This is a genomic window from Hydrogenophaga aromaticivorans, from assembly GCF_013387465.1.
In the GTDB taxonomy this organism is placed as follows: domain Bacteria; phylum Pseudomonadota; class Gammaproteobacteria; order Burkholderiales; family Burkholderiaceae_C; genus Hydrogenophaga; species Hydrogenophaga aromaticivorans.
Genome location: NZ_VYGV01000007.1, coordinates 173,882 through 191,759 on the forward strand (window position 1 = coordinate 173,882; position 17,878 = coordinate 191,759).

The 17,878-nt window shown below is 62.5% G+C and carries 19 protein-coding genes; all 19 read left to right on the forward strand.

Annotated elements, in window-relative coordinates; all coding sequences use genetic code 11:
• Positions 1-3: 3 nt before the first annotated feature.
• The 19 genes from F3K02_RS10665 to nagZ all read left to right on the forward strand — a co-directional run bounded on the left by F3K02_RS10665 (position 4) and on the right by nagZ (position 17,864).
• On the forward strand, positions 4-981 hold the full coding sequence (locus F3K02_RS10665; protein ID WP_177135586.1) for a beta-ketoacyl-ACP synthase III: 978 nt from the start codon (positions 4-6) through the stop codon (positions 979-981).
• A gap of 60 nt (positions 982-1,041) precedes the next feature.
• Positions 1,042-1,992: an ACP S-malonyltransferase gene (gene fabD, locus F3K02_RS10670; protein WP_177135587.1), complete on the forward strand. Its 951-nt coding sequence runs from the start codon at positions 1,042-1,044 to the stop codon at positions 1,990-1,992.
• A gap of 18 nt (positions 1,993-2,010) precedes the next feature.
• Positions 2,011-2,772 carry a 3-oxoacyl-ACP reductase FabG gene (gene fabG / locus F3K02_RS10675; protein ID WP_177135588.1) on the forward strand — a complete coding sequence of 254 codons (762 nt, stop codon included), beginning with the start codon at positions 2,011-2,013 and terminating at the stop codon, positions 2,770-2,772.
• A gap of 120 nt (positions 2,773-2,892) precedes the next feature.
• A complete protein-coding gene (gene acpP / locus F3K02_RS10680; RefSeq protein WP_177135589.1) occupies positions 2,893-3,132 on the forward strand; it encodes an acyl carrier protein in 240 nt (79 codons plus the stop codon).
• Positions 3,133-3,224: 92 nt separating this feature from the next.
• Entirely contained in the window at positions 3,225-4,469 is a 1,245-nt protein-coding gene (gene fabF / locus F3K02_RS10685; RefSeq protein WP_177135590.1) for a beta-ketoacyl-ACP synthase II, read from the forward strand.
• A 120-nt stretch (positions 4,470-4,589) separates the two neighbouring features.
• Complete coding sequence (locus F3K02_RS10690; protein WP_218179425.1) at positions 4,590-4,991, forward strand: hypothetical protein; 402 nt, start codon at positions 4,590-4,592, stop codon at positions 4,989-4,991.
• A 112-nt stretch (positions 4,992-5,103) separates the two neighbouring features.
• Complete coding sequence (gene rpoE, locus F3K02_RS10695) at positions 5,104-5,748, forward strand: RNA polymerase sigma factor RpoE (protein ID WP_177135592.1); 645 nt, start codon at positions 5,104-5,106, stop codon at positions 5,746-5,748.
• Between the two features lie 59 nt (positions 5,749-5,807).
• The gene (locus tag F3K02_RS10700) at positions 5,808-6,515 is read left to right on the forward strand and encodes a sigma-E factor negative regulatory protein (RefSeq protein WP_177135593.1); all 708 of its coding nucleotides are present in this window, start codon (positions 5,808-5,810) and stop codon (positions 6,513-6,515) included.
• A gap of 176 nt (positions 6,516-6,691) precedes the next feature.
• Positions 6,692-7,603: a MucB/RseB C-terminal domain-containing protein gene (locus F3K02_RS10705; RefSeq protein ID WP_343067080.1), complete on the forward strand. Its 912-nt coding sequence runs from the start codon at positions 6,692-6,694 to the stop codon at positions 7,601-7,603.
• A gap of 84 nt (positions 7,604-7,687) precedes the next feature.
• Complete coding sequence (locus tag F3K02_RS10710; protein WP_177135594.1) at positions 7,688-9,184, forward strand: DegQ family serine endoprotease; 1,497 nt, start codon at positions 7,688-7,690, stop codon at positions 9,182-9,184.
• Positions 9,185-9,716: 532 nt separating this feature from the next.
• Complete coding sequence (gene lepA / locus F3K02_RS10715) at positions 9,717-11,525, forward strand: translation elongation factor 4 (protein ID WP_177135595.1); 1,809 nt, start codon at positions 9,717-9,719, stop codon at positions 11,523-11,525.
• Positions 11,525-12,502 carry a signal peptidase I gene (gene lepB / locus F3K02_RS10720; protein WP_246309370.1) on the forward strand — a complete coding sequence of 326 codons (978 nt, stop codon included), beginning with the start codon at positions 11,525-11,527 and terminating at the stop codon, positions 12,500-12,502. The genes lepA and lepB overlap by 1 nt, the downstream gene beginning before the upstream one ends.
• 27 nt (positions 12,503-12,529) lie before the next feature.
• The gene (locus tag F3K02_RS10725; protein WP_177135596.1) at positions 12,530-12,877 is read left to right on the forward strand and encodes a DUF4845 domain-containing protein; all 348 of its coding nucleotides are present in this window, start codon (positions 12,530-12,532) and stop codon (positions 12,875-12,877) included.
• 31 nt (positions 12,878-12,908) lie between these two features.
• On the forward strand, positions 12,909-13,586 hold the full coding sequence (rnc, locus tag F3K02_RS10730; RefSeq protein ID WP_177135597.1) for a ribonuclease III: 678 nt from the start codon (positions 12,909-12,911) through the stop codon (positions 13,584-13,586).
• Between the two features lie 79 nt (positions 13,587-13,665).
• The gene (era, locus tag F3K02_RS10735) at positions 13,666-14,709 is read left to right on the forward strand and encodes a GTPase Era (RefSeq protein WP_177135598.1); all 1,044 of its coding nucleotides are present in this window, start codon (positions 13,666-13,668) and stop codon (positions 14,707-14,709) included.
• An 18-nt stretch (positions 14,710-14,727) separates the two neighbouring features.
• A complete protein-coding gene (recO, locus tag F3K02_RS10740) occupies positions 14,728-15,528 on the forward strand; it encodes a DNA repair protein RecO (RefSeq protein ID WP_177135599.1) in 801 nt (266 codons plus the stop codon).
• Positions 15,525-16,301, forward strand: coding sequence for a pyridoxine 5'-phosphate synthase (locus tag F3K02_RS10745; RefSeq protein ID WP_177135600.1), 777 nt, complete (start codon positions 15,525-15,527; stop codon positions 16,299-16,301). Before recO ends, F3K02_RS10745 begins: the two co-directional genes overlap by 4 nt.
• A gap of 7 nt (positions 16,302-16,308) precedes the next feature.
• On the forward strand, positions 16,309-16,755 hold the full coding sequence (gene acpS / locus F3K02_RS10750) for a holo-ACP synthase (protein WP_177135601.1): 447 nt from the start codon (positions 16,309-16,311) through the stop codon (positions 16,753-16,755).
• Positions 16,756-16,772: 17 nt separating this feature from the next.
• Positions 16,773-17,864, forward strand: coding sequence for a beta-N-acetylhexosaminidase (gene nagZ / locus F3K02_RS10755; protein WP_177135602.1), 1,092 nt, complete (start codon positions 16,773-16,775; stop codon positions 17,862-17,864).
• Positions 17,865-17,878 lie beyond the last annotated feature (14 nt).

Here is a 17,878-nt window from a genome sequence, read left to right on the forward strand (position 1 = left end):
AGCATGACACGCTACGCCCGCATTTCCGGCACTGGCAGCTACCTGCCGCCCCTGCGTCTGACCAATGCCGACATGGTCGAACGACTGGCCGCCGGCGGGGTCGAGACGAGCGACGAGTGGATTGTCGAGCGCACCGGTATCCGGGCGCGCCATTTCGTCGCTGACGGCGTTTTTGCCAGCGACATGGCCGCCGAGGCCTGTCGAAAGGCCATGGATGCCGCGGGGGTGGATGGCAACGAAATCGATCTGATCATCGTGGCCACGTCGACACCGGACATGGTGTTCCCGTCCACGGCGGCCATCCTGCAACACAAACTGGGCATCTCGGGGTGTCCTGTGTTTGACGTGCAGGCCGTTTGCAGCGGCTTTATTTACGGCCTCACGGTGGCTGACGCGATGATTCGCACGGGCACCGCAAAAAAGGCGCTGGTGGTCGGTGCTGAAGTGTTTTCCCGTTTGCTCGACTTCAGCGACAGGACCACCTGTGTGCTGTTCGGAGACGGCGCGGGAGCGGTCGTGCTGGAGGCCAGCGATGTTCCCGGCATTCTGGCTACCGATATCCATGCGGACGGAAAACACGCCGGCATCCTGTGTGTGCCGGGGCATGTGTCTGGCGGCAAGGTTCTCGGGGACCCACTGCTCAAGATGGATGGGCAGGCGGTGTTCAAGCTGGCGGTGGGTGTGCTGGAGGACACTGCGCGGGCTGTGCTGACCAAGGCGGGGCGCAGCGAGGCCGATATCGACTGGCTGATTCCTCACCAGGCCAACATCCGGATCATGCAGAGTACGGCACGGAAACTGAAGCTGCCCATGGACAAGGTGGTGGTGACGGTGGACGAGCAGGGCAACACCTCGGCGGCATCGATCCCGCTGGCTCTCGACCATGCGGTGCGTGCTGGTCAGGTGAAAAAGGGCGACACCCTTTTGCTCGAAGGCGTCGGCGGCGGCTTCACATGGGGCGCCGTGTTGCTCGATCTTTGAATTTTTGGGTCTGTCTGCCGCCAAGCCGGTCAGACGCCCCATTTACCGTTCAGCATTGTCATGACTTCTTTTGCATTTCTCTTTCCGGGCCAGGGTTCCCAATCTGTGGGCATGCTGGACGCCTGGGGTGACCACCCTGCCGTGCGCGAAACCTTGCAGGAGGCATCGGATGCCTTGGGCGAGGATCTGGCGCATCTGATCCATGAAGGCCCCAAGGAAGCGCTGGGCCTGACCACCAACACCCAGCCGGTGATGCTGGTGGCGGGCGTGGCCGCCTGGCGCGTCTGGGGCGCCGAAGGTGGCGCAGCCCCTGCGGTGGTTGCCGGGCATTCACTGGGCGAGTATTCGGCGCTCGTGGCCTCTGGTGTCTTGAGTCTGGCGCAGGCAACCCCACTGGTTCGCTTCCGGGCGGCGGCGATGCAGGAAGCGGTGCCTGTGGGAACCGGTGCGATGGCGGCCATCCTGGGCATGGATGCGGCGAAGGTTATTGCGGGTTGTGCGGAGGCACAGGCCACGTTCGGTGGCGCCAGCCTGGAGGTTGTGGAGGCGGTGAACTTCAACGATCCAGCCCAGACCGTGATTGCCGGCAGCAAGGCGGCGGTCGAAAAGGCCTGCGAGGTCCTCAAGGCCAACGGTGCCAAGCGCGCGCTGTCGCTGCCGGTTTCTGCGCCGTTCCACTCCAGCCTCATGAAGCCTGCGGCGGACAAGCTGAAAGAACAGCTGGCTGCAACAGCTTTTGCTGCGCCTCTGATTCCCTTGGTCAACAACATCGACGTCGCTGTGGAAACCGATGCGGATCGCATCCGCGATGCGCTGTACCGCCAGGCTTTCGGGCCGGTCCGTTGGGTTGAATGTGTGAGCGCCATCCGGGAGCGCGGTCTCACAACGCTGGTGGAATGCGGCCCCGGCAAGGTGCTGGCCGGCATGGTCAAGCGCATCGATGCGGGTCTGACAGGTGCCGCGCTCTACGATCCGGCTTCACTGGCCGAAGTGAAGAACCTGCTGGCCTGACGTTCGGAGAACCAAGACATGTCTGAAATCAAATTTGCGGGCCAGGTGGCCCTGGTCACGGGTGCAACGCGCGGTATCGGTGCGGCCATTGCCCACGAACTGGTGGCGCGCGGACTGATCGTGATCGGAACCGCCACCAGCGACGAAGGCGCCGCCAAGATCTCGCAGGCGCTCGCGGGTGTGCCCGGAGCCGCTGCAGGCTGCCGCGGCGCAACGCTGGATGTGAACAACGTCGCTGCCGCAGAGGCGCTGATCGATGACATCACCAAGACGCATGGTGGACTGCAGGTGCTGGTGAACAACGCCGGCATCACGCGCGACATGCTGGCCATGCGCCTCAAGGACGATGACTGGGATGCCGTGCTCGACACCAACCTGAAGGCCGTGTTCCGCATGAGCCGCGCCGTGATCCGTCCCATGATGAAGCAGCGCTATGGCCGCATCATCAGCATCACCAGCGTGGTGGGCGCATCGGGCAACCCCGGACAAGCCAACTACGCGGCGGCCAAGGCCGGTGTGGCGGGCATGACGCGCGCGCTGGCCCGTGAGCTGGGCAGCCGCAACATCACGGTCAATTGCGTGGCGCCGGGGTTCATCGAAACCGACATGACGGCAACATTGCCGGAAGAGCAGCAAAAGGCGCTGCTGGTCCAGATCCCGCTGGGTCATCTGGGCAAACCGGCCGACATTGCGCACGCTGTGGCGTACCTTGCGAGCCCTCAGGCCGCATATGTCACCGGTCAGGAATTGCATGTCAACGGTGGCATGTTCATGTCCTGACGGGCAAGGCATCCCATTCCATTTTCGACGCCGACAAAGCCGTCCGGCGGGCCGCCTAGGGGCCTCTCCCTAGCCCGGCTAAAATGACGGTCTGTCATCCAACCACCCTCAGAGGGACTTATGAGCGATATCGAAGCACGTGTTAAGAAAATCATTGCCGAACAACTCGGTGTGGAAGAAGGCCAGGTCACCCATGAAAAATCGTTCGTGGCCGATCTGGGCGCCGACTCGCTCGACACGGTGGAACTCGTGATGGCCCTGGAAGACGAATTCGGTATCGAGATCCCGGACGAAGACGCAGAGAAGATCACCACGGTGCAAAACGCCATCGACTACGCCATGGCGCACCAGAAGGCCTGATCCTTCATGGTCCAACGCAGGGTCTTCCCTTGGGGTCTGGCTCCCCGGGGAGGGCATTGCATTTCACGCACTCTGATGCGTGGGGGAATTCAATGAGTCGTCGTCGCGTTGTCGTGACCGGCCTGGGTTGCATCAGCCCCGTGGGTAACACGGTGTCTGAGTCCTGGGCCAACATTCTTGCCGGGAAGCCCGGCATCGATCGCATCACCAAGTTTGACGCGTCCAGCTTTTCCTGCCAGATCGCAGGCGAGGTCAAGGGCTTCAGTGTCGAGTCGTACATGTCTTCGAAAGAAGCGCGCACGATGGATACGTTCATCCATTTCGGTATCGCTGCGGCCTCTCAGGCGGTTGCTGATGCCGGTCTGCCCACGGGCGATGCGCTGGGGGAGGAAGAAGCCACCCGGATCGGATGCATCATTGGCTCCGGGATCGGTGGCCTGCCGATGATCGAAGAGACGCACACCGAGTTCACGAACCGCGGCGCCCGCCGCATTTCGCCCTTCTTTGTGCCGGCCTCCATCATCAACATGATCTCGGGTCATGTATCGATACGCTTCGGCTTCAAAGGACCCAACCTCGCGGTCGTCACCGCCTGTACCACCGGGTTGCATTGCATCGGTGAAGGCGCGCGCAAGATCGAGTACGGCGACGCCGACGTGATCGTGGCCGGCGGCTCCGAAGCCACCGTTTCGCCATTGGGAGTGGGTGGTTTCGCGTCCATGCGTGCGCTGTCCACCCGCAACGACGATCCCTCCACGGCGTCCCGCCCCTGGGACAAGGACCGTGACGGTTTTGTTCTGGGCGAAGGTGCGGGTGTGGTGGTGCTGGAAGAGTACGAGCACGCCAAAGCACGTGGTGCCAAGATTTATGCCGAACTGGTCGGCTACGGCATGAGCGCTGACGCGGGTCACATGACGGCGCCCAACATGGACGGCCCACGCCGCGCCATGATCAATGCCTTGCGCAACGCGGGTGTGAATGCCGATCAGGTGGACTATCTCAATGCCCATGGCACATCCACGCCGCTCGGTGATGTGAACGAGACCAACGCCATCAAGGCCGCGTTGGGTGATCACGCCAAGAAGACGGTGGTGAACTCGACCAAGTCCATGACCGGGCACCTCCTGGGCGGTGCTGGTGGTATCGAGAGCGTGTTCACCATCCTGGCGCTGAAAGAGCAGAAGAGTCCGCCAACCATCAACATCTTCAATCAGGATCCCGAGTGCGATCTCGATTACTGCGCCAACGTCGCGCGTGACATGAGGATCGACTTCGCCATGAAGAACAACTTTGGTTTTGGTGGCACCAACGGAACGCTGGTCTTCAAACGCGTCTGAGCCTGCTGACAGCCATAGGGCTCTGACGGCCTGATCATGCGCAACGCCCCATCGGTTCGGTATCCGGTGGGGCGTTGTGCTTTGTACCGCTGGTGGATGCTGGGCCTGGGAGCATCGGGTTTGGCGGCTGTGGCCGGCGGATGGTGGGTGAGCGGAACCACCGCCGAGGCGGGTGGTCTCATGACGGGCGTTGTCTTGTGGCTGCTCTGGATGGGCTTCGCCACGTGGAGCTGGCAGCGAACACCGGAAGGTTTGTTGCGGTGGGATGCGCTGGCCGATTCAGTGGTCGGACCGTCCCTTGCAGGTGCCTGGGTCTGGCACAGCGAGGCATACAAAGACGGTGTGACTTTGCTACGGGTCGATGCCGTGCTGGATCTGCAAGACCATGTGCTGCTGCGTTTGCACAACCCGGACGCCGCCAGCAGCTGGGCCTGGGTCGAGCGGGCTCGCGATCCTTTGCGCTGGAACGAATTTCGTCGTGCGTTGATGGCGCACCAGCGGCAGGGCTGTGCGATCCAATGACCGATTGCAGCGCGTTCCGACCTTGCCGGAACCATGACTTCCCTGTCCCGCGTGACCGTGCGCTCAGGCATCGTCAGGCTTGGGGTATATTTCTGCGGCCCGCTCCTGCCGCATGACACAACCCGAAGATCACACCGCCCCCCCGCCGCCCGACAGCGATGTCATGCTGGTGCAACGCACGCTTGCCGGGGAGCAGCGCGCGTTCGAGCTGCTGGTCATCAAATACCAGAGAAGGGTGGAGCGCCTGATCGGGCGCATGGTGCGCGATGTTGATCTGGTGCAGGATATCGCCCAGGAGACCTTCATCCGGGCCTACCGGGCGCTGGCGCAGTTTCGGGGTGACGCCCAGTTCTACACCTGGCTTTACCGGATCGCCGTCAACACGGCGAAAAAGCAGCTGCTGGAACTCAAGCGCGACCCGCTGATCTTCCAGTCCCAGATGAAATCAGCGGAGGATGATGAAACTTCCTCCTCCGAACGCGAACTAAATTCCAACGCGGTTGATCACGAGACGCCCGAAGCGGTGTTGGCCAGCAAGGAAATTGCCGAGGCGGTGAACGCTGCCATGGACGCTTTGCCGGAAGAGTTGCGCATGGCGATCAGCTTGCGGGAAATGGACGGTTTGAGCTACGAAGAGATTGCGCTGGCACTGGATTGCCCCATCGGTACGGTGCGTTCTCGCATCTTCCGGGCGCGCGAAGCGATATCGGGCCGCATCAAACCGATGCTGGAGCGCCAGTCCGGCAAACGCTGGTGATGCCGAATACGGTGCGGTGTGAACGGGGCTTGAACCCTTGAGTTTTTTGGATGTCAACCATGAATGCCGAACAAGACAACGTGAATGTGCGCCAACCTGCGAGGGTTGGTGTGCCATTTCATTCCGATCCGGATAGCGATCTGGCGGGTGCACTGTCTGCGTTGACCGATGGTGAGATCGGTGCGGACGAGCTGGACGCCCTTCTGGCCGATGCCGACCACCGTTCCGAGCTGCACGCCGATTGGCATGCCTACCAGGTGATTGGCGATGTGCTGCGTGGCACGGCGCCTGCCGTGTCGAACGTCGCGCCGCAGGCCTTTGTGGCCGGTATCAGTGCGCGACTCCAGCTTGCCGAGCGGCCCCAGAGCCGGCCAGCGAGCCCGGTCGTGATGGCTCAGGTGCGTGGAGCGGCGGCGAACGACCCGGTGATGCGCTGGAAGATGGCGGCGGGTCTGGCCTCCCTGGCGGCCGTTGTTGCCGTGAGCTGGAGCGTGATTCAGGGGGCATCGGTTCCGGGTGACCCAGCCGTTTCAGGGCCCCAGCTGGCGCAGGTCGCACCACCCACAGATCCGGCGAAACCGGTGGTTGCCGCCTCTGATACCGGGTCAACCAATGTGGCGGTGAGCACCGGGCAGGGCATCTTGATTCGCGATGCGCGGCTTGAGCAGATGCTGGCGGAGCATCGGCAGTATGGCGGCATGTCTGCGCTGCAGATGCCGGCGGGCTTCCTGCGCAACGCCACCTACGACACCGCTCCGCAGCGCTGATGCACATGGTTTCTCACCTGTCGTTCGGTCGGCTTCTGTCGCGTGGCGTGGCCCCATCCCGGACCTGTTCAGGTCGGGGTGCACGGCTGCAACCTTGGTCCGGGCTGGTCCTGGTGGCGCTGGTCTTGGGACTCTGGCAGCCCTTGGTGCAGGCACAGTCGCAGGGTGGGGCCGCGGTGCCGACGCGCAGTGTCAATGAGTGGCTCGTCCGAATGCAGGAAGCATCGCGGCAGCGGGCCTACACCGGCACCTTGGTGGTGTCGGCGGGCTCGGTGATGTCGGCCTCGCGCATCTGGCATGTCTGTGATGGCGTGCAGCAGATGGAGCGCATCGAGACGCTCACCGGCGCACCACGGACCACCATCCGCCGCAACAACGAAGTGATCACCTTTGTTCCCGACGCCAAAACCGCGTGGATCGAGGAGCGCGAGTCGCTGGGGTTGTTTCCCGATTTGTTGCGCACGCCCGCCAACGCCATTCCCAAATACTACGAGGTGCGTGAAACTGGGGTGCAGCGTGTGGCCGGGCATCTGGCCGATGTGGTCGAGATTCTCCCCAGAGACCCTTTGCGGTTTGGCTTTCGTATCTGGTCTGAACAGAAAACCGGTCTGGTCGTGAAGCTGCAGACCTTGGGTGAAAAGGATGTCGTGCTGGAGCAGCTCGCCTATTCCGAACTCCAGCTGGATGCACCCGTGCGCATGGACAAGCTGCGCAAGATGATGAAAGACACCCGCGGCTATGAGGTGTATCGACCGGTGGTGAAAAAGACCACGCCCGAGGCCGAAGGATGGCAATTCAAGGATGTGGTTCCAGGCTTCCTGCGCATGAGCTGCCACACCCGGGATGCCGGTGAGGCCAACGAAGTTTCTTCCGTGCCGATGCAGTGCATTTTTTCGGACGGGCTGGCTTCGGTCTCCCTGTTTGTCGAGCCACTCGACGCACGCCGGCATGGCGCTGAAACCAGCGCCGTGATGGGCGCCACCCATTCGCTGGGCATGCGACTGGGCAACCATTGGTTGACCGTCCTGGGGGAAGTGCCACCGGTCACCCTTCAGCGGTTCGCCCAGGCACTTCAGCGAACGCGTTGAAGTATCGGCCCGTTGGAGCGGGCACCCGGATGTTCCCTTTGCCCTTGTGTTTTCAGCTGTTTTGCCCGTCTGAACAGGATCAACATGACATTCAGTAAATCGAATCGCACTCCCTTCGTTAGCGTGGCCACCGCAGGGATGGTGGCGCTGGCCGGCGCCATGGCGCTGTTGTCGCCTGTGCCGTTGTCCGCACAAGGCGTCTTCTCCGCGCCCAGTGTGCGTGGCTTGCCTGATTTCACCGATCTGGTCGATCTGGTTGGGCCCTCGGTGGTGAACATCCGCACGCTGGAGCGCGCCAGTGTTCCTGAAGAAGGGGCATCCGGAACAGATGAGCAGATGCTGGAGTTCTTCCGCCGGTTTGGGATTCCCATCCCACCCGGCGTGACGCCTCGCGGCCCGCGTGCGGAACGGGGTCCGTCCGAAGAGGCGCAGCCTCGCGGTGTGGGCTCGGGCTTCATTCTCAGCAGTGACGGGCTGATCATGACCAACGCGCATGTGGTGGAAGGCGCTGACGAGCTGATTGTCACCCTGCCGGACAAGCGTGAGTTCAAGGCCAAGGTGGTGGGTACTGACAAGCGCACCGATGTGGCGGTGGTCAAGATCGAGGCAAGTGGTCTGAGTGCCGTGAAGATCGGTGACGTGAACCGTCTTCGCGTCGGCGAATGGGTGATGGCCATCGGGTCGCCCTTTGGACTTGAGAATTCGGTGACCGCCGGCATCGTGAGTGCCAAGAAGCGTGACACAGGGGACTTCCTGCCCTTCATCCAGACCGACGTGGCGATCAATCCCGGCAACTCGGGTGGTCCGCTCATCAACATGCGGGGTGAGGTGGTGGGCATCAACAGCCAGATCTATTCACGCTCGGGGGGGTTCCAGGGGATTTCGTTTGCCATCCCGATCGATGAGGCGGTGCGCGTGTCCGACCAGCTCCGTGCGACCGGGCGCGTGACTCGGGGGCGCATCGGTGTGCAGATCGATCAGGTCAGCAAGGAAGTGGCCGAGTCCATTGGCCTGGGGCGGCCTCGGGGCGCCTTGGTGCGCGGTGTCGAAAACGATTCGCCAGCAGCCAAAGCGGGTTTGGAGCCGGGTGACATCATCCTGCGTTTCGATGGCACTGAGATCGACAAGTCGGTGGACCTGCCACGGCTGGTGGGCAATACGCGACCCGGCAGCAAGAGTCGTATGACGGTGTTCCGTCGCGGTTCGCAACGCGAGCTGAGCATCACGGTGGCCGAGCTGGAGCCCGAGCGCGCAGCCTCGCGCCCGTCGGCGCCCGAGCCCGCCAAGCCACAGCCAGCGGGGACAGCCAAGGCGCTGGGTTTGACGCTCTCCGATCTCACCCCGGCGCTCAAGAAAGAGCTGAACCTCAAGAGTGGTGTGCGCGTGGAGAGCGCTGAAGGGCCGGCTGCGCGCGCTGGCTTGCGCGAAGGCGATGTGATCGTTGCCGTCGCCAACACGGACACCGGCAACGTCGCTGAACTCGAGGCCGCGCTGGTGAAACTTGACAAGTCACGCCCGGTCAATGTGCTGTTCCGTCGCGGCGATTGGGCACAGTACGCGGTGATCCGCCCGAGTCGATGAGGCCGGGCGAAACTCGAATCCACCCCAATTGAGGCCAAAAACCCACTGATCTTTATGGGATTTAGGGCTTGTGGGTTGGGGTGGCTGGCACGCCACACACCGCTTGTCTGCCGAAGTACCCGGTCTGCCCACCATCGTTGTGAGTGATTACTCACCATTCCCCGGTTTCTCCTGACCGAATTCGATAAAATCGGGCCAGTTCCGGATCGATTCCGTCGTCGAGGCACCGCATCGGTCCACGATGTGAGAATCGCGCCCGAATGGCTTCGGTCATCCACAGATGCTTCACAAGAGCACCGAATTTCCTGTGAATGAATTGTGGATAAGTTTCATGTTGCTGCGCTGCAACAAGTCTCGGTGAGCGTTTGTCGGGTTTGAATTCCGGGCTTTTTGCCTACAATGAAGTCCCAACTATCGCAGTTGCCATTGATTGTTGGTTATGGGCGCGTCAACAGCTGACGCGCCCTTTTTTATGGTTCCCCGCAGCCTTGTGCGTGGGCACTTTGTTCCCCTGGTAGAGCTGTTTTTCTTGATGAACCACATCCGCAATTTTTCGATCATCGCGCACATCGATCACGGCAAGTCCACGCTGGCCGACCGCATCATTTCCCTCTGTGGCGGCCTGTCCGATCGCGAGATGAGCGAGCAGGTGCTGGACTCGATGGACATCGAGAAGGAGCGTGGCATCACCATCAAGGCGCAGACCGCCGCGCTCCAATACAAGGCGCGCGACGGGCAGGTCTACAACCTGAATCTGATCGACACACCGGGTCACGTGGACTTCTCCTATGAAGTGAGCCGCTCCCTCTCAGCCTGCGAAGGTGCGCTGCTGGTGGTGGACGCCAGCCAGGGCGTTGAGGCGCAGACCGTGGCCAACTGCTACACCGCGCTCGACCTGGGTGTGGAGGTGGTGCCGGTGCTCAACAAGATGGACCTGCCCAACGCCGATCCCGAAAATGCCAAGAGCGAGATCGAAGACGTGATCGGCATCGACGCGACCGACGCCATTCCCTGTTCGGCCAAAAGTGGCATGGGTGTGGAAGACATCCTGGAGGCCGTCGTTGCGCGCATACCGGCGCCCAAGGGCAATCCCAACGCACCGCTGCGCGCCATGATTGTGGACAGTTGGTACGACGCCTATGTGGGCGTGGTGATGCTCGTGCGCGTGGTCGACGGTCAGCTGCTCAAGGGCGAGCGGTTCAAGATGATGGCCACCAATACCGTCTACAACGCCGACAACCTGGGTGTTTTCACGCCCGGTAACGAACCGAGAGACGCGCTCAAGGCCGGTGAGGTGGGCTACATCATTGCAGGCATCAAGGAGCTGCAGGCGGCCAAGGTGGGCGACACCATCACGCTGGAAAAGAAGCTGCCCAACAACCTCGGTCCGGCCGAAGAGGCGCTGCCCGGTTTCAAGGAAGTGCAGCCACAGGTGTTTGCCGGTCTGTACCCGACTGAGGCGAACCAGTACGACGGCCTTCGCGACGCGCTGGAAAAACTCAAGCTCAACGACGCCGCGCTGATGTACGAGCCCGAGGTGTCGCAGGCGCTGGGCTTTGGCTTCCGCTGTGGCTTTCTGGGCCTGCTGCACATGGAGATCGTGCAGGAGCGGCTGGAGCGCGAGTTCGATCAGGACTTGATCACCACCGCGCCGAGCGTGGTCTACCAGGTGGTCAAGCCCGATGGCGAGGTCATCATGGTCGAGAACCCGTCCAAGATGCCCGACCAGGGCCGGCTGGAAGAGATTCGCGAGCCCATCGTGACCGTGCATCTCTACATGCCACAGGAATACGTCGGCGCGGTCATGACGCTCGCCAACCAGAAGCGCGGCATGCAGCTCAACATGGCCTACCACGGCAAACAGGTCATGCTGACCTACGACATGCCGTTGGGAGAAATCGTGCTGGACTTCTTCGACAAGCTCAAATCGGTGAGCCGTGGCTACGCGTCGATGGACTATGAGTTCAAGGAGTACCGCGCGGCCGATGTGGTCAAGGTCGACATCCTGCTCAACGGCGAGAAGGTCGATGCGCTGTCCATCATCGTGCACCGCTCGCAATCGCAATACCGGGGTCGTGCCGTGGTGGCCAAGATGCGCGAGATCATCAGCCGCCAGATGTTTGACGTGGCAATCCAGGCGGCCATCGGTGGCAATGTGATCGCGCGCGAAACCATCAAGGCGTTGCGCAAGAACGTGCTGGCAAAATGTTACGGTGGCGACATCAGCCGCAAACGCAAACTCCTTGAGAAACAAAAAGCAGGCAAGAAGCGCATGAAACAGATTGGCTCGGTTGAAGTGCCCCAAGAGGCTTTCCTCGCGATTTTGCAGGTGCAAGACTGATGCAATCCACGATGAGTGCGATCACGGCGGTGGTCCTGGCCGCCTTTGCCGCTTATGCGGGGGCATTTTTCTTTGGTTATGTCGAAGGCAACTTCGCCCTGTTGCTGATGCTGGCCACGGTCATCACCGGTTTGTACTGGGTGGCCGAGAAGCTGGTTTTCCTGCCGCAGCGCCAGCGCGATGCGCAGCGCTTGCAGCAAGCTCAAGGTGACCGCGCCGCGGCCCTGCAGCAACAAGGCTTTGGCGGGACCGATGTCGACATGGAACCTGCTCGCCAGCGGTTGCTGATGCAGCCGTGGTGGCTGGACTGGACGGCAGGCCTGTTCCCCGTGATCCTGGCTGTGTTTGTGCTGCGTTCGTTCCTGTTCGAGCCGTTCAAGATTCCGTCCGGCTCCATGATCCCCACCTTGCGCGTGGGTGACCTGATCCTGGTGAACAAATTCCACTACGGCATCCGCCTGCCCGTGTTCAACACCAAGGTGATCGCGAACAACGAGCCGCAGCGTGGCGATGTGATGGTGTTCCGCTATCCCCCGCAACCCAGTCTGGATTACATCAAGCGAGTGGTGGGTGTTCCTGGCGATGAAGTGGCCTATCTCAACAAGCAACTGAGTATCAACGGGCAGCCCGTGCCGCGGAGCCAGGAGCCCGAGTTTTTTGACAGCGATGTCATGAGGTACGCCAAACAGTTCGGGGAAAGCCTGGGAGGGCGGAACTACAAGACCCTGAATGACGAGGACCGGCCGGCTTTCGTCTCGGGCACCACGGAGTTCGCCTACAAGGACAACTGCCGCTACTCGGTGGAGGGTGTGGTCTGTAAAGTGCCTGACGGGCACTATTTCATGATGGGCGACAATCGGGACAATTCCCTGGATTCGCGCTACTGGGGCTTTGTGCCCGAGGCCAACATTGTGGGCAAGGCCTTTTTTGTCTGGATGAATTTCGGGGATCTTGGGCGCATCGGATCGTTTGAGTGAGTTTGACCATCTTTGGAGAAAAGAACCATGAAACTGAAGCAAGGGCAACAAGGCTTGACATTTTTTGGTTTGCTGATCGTCGGCATCCTGCTGGCCTTTGCGGGCGTGATCTTCGCGCAGTTTGTGCCCACCTATATCGAGTTCATGGCGGTGGAGAAAGCGGTTCAAAAGGCATCAGAGGGCACCACCGTGGCCGAGGTGCGCAGCATTTTTGACAAGGCAGCCACGATAGATGACATCACCACCATCACCGGCAAGGACCTGGAAGTGAGCAAGCAGGGTGACCGGGTGGTGGTTTCATTCGACTACCAGCGCGAAATCCCACTGATGGGTCCGGCCTACCTGGTGATGAAGTACACGGGCAGCTCCAAGTGAGCAGGGCCTTGTGCAAAGGGTGCTGCCTGATTTGAACCCGGAACTCATCGCGCTGCAAAAGCGCCTCCAGCACCCATTTGCCAACCCGCGTCTGCTGGAGCGAGCGCTGACGCACCGCAGCTTCACATCCGACCACAACGAGCGCCTGGAGTTTCTGGGCGACTCGGTGCTCAATCTGGCCATTTCTGGCCTGTTGTTCGAAAAACTCAGCCAGTTGCCCGAGGGCGATCTCTCGCGGGTGCGGGCGAACCTGGTCAAGCAGGACACGCTGTTCCAGATCGCATCCGTGCTCGGGCTCTCCGCTTGTCTGCGCCTTGGCGATGGTGAAAAGCGCTCAGGGGGCCACAAGCGGCCGTCGATCCTGGCCGATGCGCTTGAAGCCATCATCGGCGCGGTGTACCTGGATGCGGGGTTTGAGGTTGCTGCCGCGATGGTGCGCAGGCTCTACGGCGATGTCGAACTGAATGCCCAGATGAGCGCCATGGGCAAGGACCCGAAGACCGAATTGCAGGAGTGGCTGCAGGCGCGCAAAATGAAACTCCCGGTCTACCGCGTGGTGGCCACCCTGGGTGAAGCCCATAAACAGACGTTTGATGTCGAATGCACCGTGACGGAAACCGGCCGCAGCGAACGCGGCATCGGTGCTTCACGTCGCGCGGGTGAGCAGGCCGCAGCGGCGGCCATGTTGCAGCACCTCATGGCGGAGTGACCCGCCCCACCGTTTCTGAAACACGCCGCTTGCGCTGTTTCCCACTTTGCTCCTGGCGTTGACCCGCCGGCACGAATCCATGTCCCGAAAATCCCCTCCCAAGTCCGCACCATCACAGCCTATCGAGGCCGTTGCCAATCCTGAGCTCGACGCCATGCTGGCCCGGGCCCTGGGGAAACCCGGCGAGGCTGAATCAGCCGAGCCCGAGGCGGCGGTGCTCGAGCCTGTGCCTGTTGAACCGGCGGCTCAACACTGCGGCTTTGTGGCCATCGTGGGCAAGCCCAACGTGGGCAAATCGACCCTGCTCAATGCCTTGGTGGGCCAGAAAGTCAGCATCACCTCGCGCAAGGCGCAAACCACACGGCACCGCATCACCGGATACCGCACCGTCGGGCCGACGCAGTTCGTGTTCGTGGACACGCCGGGGTTCCAGACCCGGCATGGCAATGCGCTGAACCGGGCACTCAACAAAACTGTGCTCGGCGCGGTGAACGATGTGGACCTGATCCTGTTCGTGGTGGAAGCCGGGCATTTCAACCTGGCCGATGCCAAGGTGCTGGACCTCCTGCCGGCGAACGTGCCCGTGGTGCTGCTGGCCAACAAGTTCGATCTGGTGCACAGGCGTGGCGACCTCGCACCCTGGCTGCGCTCCATGCAGGAGCGCCACGCGTTTGCCGAGTTCGTGCCGATGTCGGCCAAGAACACCAAGGACATCCAGCGCCTGTTTGCTATCTGTGAGAAATACCTGCCGCAGCAACCCTGGATGCACGATCCCGAAGAGCTCACCGACCGCAGCGAGCGCTTCATGGCCAGCGAGATGGTGCGCGAAAAGCTCTTCCGCCTGACCGGCGACGAGCTGCCCTACACCTCTACCGTCATCATCGACAAGTTCGAGCAGGAAGGTCAGCTCAGGCGCATCGCAGCCACCATCGTGGTGGAGCGCGATGGTCACAAGGGCATGGTGATCGGCGACAAGGGCGAGAAGCTCAAGCGCATAGGCACCGAGGCGCGTCAGGAACTGGAGAAACTCTGGGATTGCAAGGTGTTTCTGGAGTTGTGGGTCAAAGTGCGTTCGGGCTGGGCCGATGACGATGCGCGCGTGCGCTCGTTTGGCTACGAGTGAAGTCTCCGCAAGCGAACCATGGCCACGCGCCGGTTTTCTGAAGAACCTGCTTTCGTCCTGCACCGCTACGACTGGAGCGAGTCCAGCCTGGTGCTGGAAGTGTTCACACGCCACCATGGCCGGATTGCGCTGGTGGCCAAAGGGGTCAAACGACCCACCTCCCAGTTCCGCCCGGTGCTGCTGCCGTTGCAACCGCTGCACCTGAGCTGGGGCGGTGACGCCGAGGTGCGCACGCTCAAATCCGCCCAGTGGCAGGGCGGGCATGTCATGCCCACCGGCGAAGCGCTGCTTTCCGGCTGTTATCTCAACGAACTGCTCATGCGCCTGCTGGCCCGTGACGATCCGCACGCCGCCTTGTACGACCACTACACCCTGGCGGTGCAGTTGCTGGCGGAGCGGGCCGATGCCCAACAGCTCATCCTGCGCGCGTTCGAGTTGCTGCTGTTGCGCGACATCGGCCTGCTGCCCGATCTGGCGCACGAGGGCAATACGCTGGCGGCCTTGCAGGACGGGGTGTTTTACGTGCTGGGTCCGGAGAGTGGTCTGCGTGTGGCGCATGGCGACGATGCCCATGCACTGTCCGGGGAGCAGTGGTGCTCGCTCCAGATCGCCCTGGACGAGGCCGATCCCCTCATCGCCACCCTGCGCGCTTGTGTCGGTTGCCAGCAGGCGCTGCAGCCGCAGTTGCGCAACCTGCTGCACTACCATAGCGGCGTGCGGGTGTTCAAGACCCGTCAGCTGATGCTGGATGTGCAGGCCATGGGCCGGCCTCGGGCATCGCCCGAAGCGGCCTCCACCAACTTCCAGACCACGCCATGACCACGGCTTCCATTTCCCGCACCGCGCTGTCGGTCAACCTCAACAAGGTCGCCCTGGTGCGCAACACCCGGCACCTGGGTATCCCGTCGGTCACTCGGGCGGCCAGCTTGTGCCTGCAGGCCGGGGCACACGGCATCACCGTGCATCCCCGTCCGGATGAACGCCACATCCGGCCCCACGATGTGTTCGATCTGGCGGAACTGCTCAAGGCCTGGCCCGATCGCGAATACAATATCGAAGGCAACCCGTTTCACAACCTCATGGATGTCGCGCGCGAGGTGAAGGCGAAGGGCCTGCCGCTGCACCAGCTGACCTTCGTGCCCGACAGCGAAGGCCAGTTCACCAGCGATCACGGCTGGACCTTCCCGCAGGATGCCGAGCGCCTTCAGGCCGTCGTGGCCGAAGCCCGTGCCTTGGGCGCGCGCGTGAGCCTGTTCATGGACGCCGACCCCGCGCAGATGGCCGCGGCCAAAGCCGTGGGTGCGGACCGGGTGGAGCTCTACACTGAACCCTACGCCGCCGCATGGCACACGCCTGAACGCGCTGCGCAGCTCGAACGCTTTCGCGCCGCCGCGCAGGCCGCTCTGGATGCGGGCCTCGGTGTCAACGCCGGGCACGACCTCAACCGTGACAACCTCACGGCTTTCCTGCGCGCTGTACCGGGCGTGAGCGAGGTGTCGATCGGTCACGCGTTGATCGCCGATGCGCTGGAGCTGGGCTACGCCGCCACCATCGCCGAGTACAACCGTTGCATTCACGAGGCGTTCGCCTGACCCGCCCATGATCTTCGGCATTGGTACCGATATCTGCGACATCCGACGCATCTCGGCGACCTTCGAACGCCAGGGTGAGCGGTTCGCACGCAAGGTGCTCAGCGACGCCGAATTCCTCGTCTGGCAGCGGCGCAGCGCGCGATGGCCGCACCGCGGCCTGAGCTACCTCGCGACGCGTTTTTCTGCCAAGGAAGCGTTTTCCAAGGCCATTGGTCTGGGCATGCGTTTGCCCATGACCTGGCGGCGCTGTGAAATCGCCAACCTGCCCAGCGGCCAGCCCGTGATCGTGTTGCACGACGATCTCAAGACCTGGTTTGAAGCGCAGGGATTGCGTGCCCATGTGACCGTGACCGACGAGACCGACTACGCCGCCAGCTTCGTGGTGGTTGAGAAGGACGATGCCCACACCCCACCGGCGGGTGCCGTCTCCGGGCGACCTGTCCACGAAACCTGACCACCTGCCTCCAAAAAATGCACCAACACGCCCCACTCATCATCGATGTCGCTGGCCACAGCCTCACCACCGCCGAACGCCAGCGCCTGGCCCATCCCCTGGTGGGCGGTGTCATCCTGTTTGCCCGCAACTGGCAGGACCGCGCGCAGCTGACCCGGCTGTGCCGCCAGATCAAGGCCGTGCGGCCCGACCTGCTGATTGCGGTGGATCACGAAGGCGGGCGCGTGCAGCGCTTTCGCACCGACGGTTTCACGCACCTGCCGCCCATGGCCGCTTTCGGCGCGCTGTGGCTGTCGGCGCCGAAGAAGGGCGAAGGCGAGGGTGGCCCCGCGATGCGCGCGACCAACGCCGCCACGGCCGCTGGCTATGTGCTGGGAGCCGAGTTGCGTGCCTGTGGCGTGGACCTGAGCTTTGCCCCGGTGCTGGATCTGGATTACGGCGAAAGCTCGGTCATCGGCGACCGCGCCTTCGCGCGCGATCCGCGCGTGGTCACCCTGCTGGCCCAGTCCCTGATGTTGGGCCTGCAGCAGAGCGGCATGGGCAACTGCGGCAAGCACTTCCCCGGCCATGGATTCGTCAAGGCGGATTCGCACCTGGCGATTCCAGTCGATAACCGCAGCCTCAAGGTCATCCTGGCCGAAGACGCCGCGCCCTACGGTTGGCTCTCCAGCAGCCTGCAAGCCGTGATGCCAGCTCATGTGATCTATCCCAAGGTGGACGCTCGGCCAGCCGGGTTTTCGCAGCGCTGGTTGCAGGACGTTCTTCGCCACCAGCTGGGTTTCACCGGCGCCATCTTCAGCGACGACCTCAGCATGGAAGCGGCGCGCCACATCGACGGGCGCGACGTGAGCTTCGCCGAAGCCGCGCTGGCCGCACTCACCGCGGGTGGTGACATGGTGGTGTTGTGCAACCAGTCGGTGGTGGAAGGCGGAGCGCCGATCGATGCCGCCATTGAAGACCTGTCCAAAGCGGTGATCGAGGGCCACTGGCAGCCCAACCCCGCCAGCGAAGAACGCCGTCTTGCGCTGCTGCCGCGCGCTGCGGGCATGTACTGGGACACGCTGATGGTCAGCGAGCGCTACATGCACGCGCTGGGCACTTTGCCATAACCCCCTGCGCCGCT